The organism is Bradyrhizobium sp. PRIMUS42 (assembly GCF_023006515.1).
Lineage (GTDB): Bacteria > Pseudomonadota > Alphaproteobacteria > Rhizobiales > Xanthobacteraceae > Bradyrhizobium.
This window is the reverse complement of record NZ_JALBGZ010000991.1, coordinates 1-1812: the sequence shown is the minus strand read 5'-3', so window position 1 is coordinate 1812 and position 1812 is coordinate 1. Positions and strand designations below refer to the sequence as shown.

Annotated in this window: 1 pseudogene; it reads left to right on the top strand. The window is 67.1% G+C overall.

From position 1 onward, the window contains the following. A pseudogene (locus MOV75_RS36650) lies at nucleotides 1-1812 on the top strand (negative regulator of septation ring formation); the annotation flags it as partial.

Below are 1812 nucleotides of genomic sequence, written 5' to 3'. Positions count from 1 at the left end.
GGCGAGCGCGGCGGCGACCTGCTCGACCGCCTCGAGGAGGCCAGCAACGAGACCACGCGCGCCGTGCTCGACGCCAGCGAGCGCCTGACCACCAGCCTCAACTTCAAGACCGGCCACGTCCACGACGAGTTCGTAGACCTTGCCGACCGCGTCCACGAGATGCTGAACGAGCGCATCGATCGCATCACCGGCGAATTCGAGCAGCGCTCCGCCGCGATCGTCGACGGCATCTCCGAGCGCACCGAGCAGGTGCACGACAGCCTGAAGAATTCCTCGGACTCGCTGCTGCTCGAGCTCGAGCTGCGCTCCAACGACCTCTCCTCCAAGATCGACGACGCCGGCAGCCGTCTCGCCGGCCAGATCTTGACGAGCGGCGACAAGGCGAGCGAGGCGCTCGACGCCACCGTCAACACCCTCGTGGCCAAGGTCGTCAGCCAGACCGAGACCGCGCACGACTCGCTGTCGCTGCAGATGAGCGCGTTCGACGAGCTGGTGCGGAACCAGGGCACCGAGCTGGTCGAGAAGTTCGCCCGCGACTCCGGCACGCTTGGCGCCCTGATCACGCGCCACATCTCCGAGTTCGACCGCACCGTGAAGACCTTCGGCGGCGAGATCGTCGAGCGCATGGGCCAGCGCACGCAGGACATCCATGAATCGCTGAAGACCTATGTCGACAATTTCGACACCCGCTTCACCTCCAACGGCGGCGCGATCACGGCTGTGCTCGACCAGCGCCTGGTGCAGTTCGAGACCACGATCGGCGAACGTGTCACCAACCTCGACTCTTCGCTGAACGGCAAGATCGCCAGCCTCGACGGCACGATCGAAGGCCACATCAAGACGTTCGACGACCAGCTCGTCGGCCGCGTCGCCGCGCTCGAACAGTCGTTCGACACCCGCGCGAAGTCCGTCACCCAGACCATCGACGGACGCCTCAACACGCTGGCCTCGTCGCTGACCGACGGTGCCGCGCAGGCGATCCAGTCGATCGACTCCCGCCTCACCCACCTCACGACGTCGCTGACCGGCGGCGCATCGCAGGCCATCGAAACCATCGATGCGCGCCTCAACCACCTCACGACCTCGCTGACCGATGGCGCATCCCAGACCATCCAGTCGATCGACACGAGGCTGACCCATCTCACCACGACGCTCACCGGCGGCGCGTCGCAGGCGCTCGAGTCCATCGACTCTCGCCTCACCTACCTCACCACCGCCGTGACGAATGGCGCATCACAGGCCGTGCAGTCGATCGACACCCGCCTGACCCTCCTGACCTCGACCCTCACGGATGGCACCGCGCAGGCGATCGAGGCGGTCGACCGCCGCATCACCGGCGTCACCGAGATCATTGACGGCCGCAGCACGCACCTGACCGACACGGTCACTGCGCGCTTCCAGGAGATCCATCAGGTCATCGAGACCAAGGTCGGCTCGGTCGCCAGCGACATCGACGTGCGCGTGGCGCAGTTCGAGGACCTGCTCGGCTCGCGCGTCGAGGCCGTCGCCGGCCGCATCGAAAGCAGCGGCCGCCAGGCCAGCGAGGACATGATGTCCCGCGCCGAGATGATCTCGACCGCGATCCGCTCGCATGTCGAGGACGCCGAACGCTCGCTCACCAACCTCGTCGTCAACACCAGCGAGACGATCCAGACGGGTGCGCGTACCGCCCAGCAGTCGCTGATGACGGTCTCCTCCGACGTCAACGCCCAGCTCAAGATGACCTCCGCCGAGGTCGAGCGCGCGCTGACCGCGGTCGGCACCGGCTCGGCGAACTCGATCCTGAGCAGCGCCCGCGAGGCGCAGTCGACG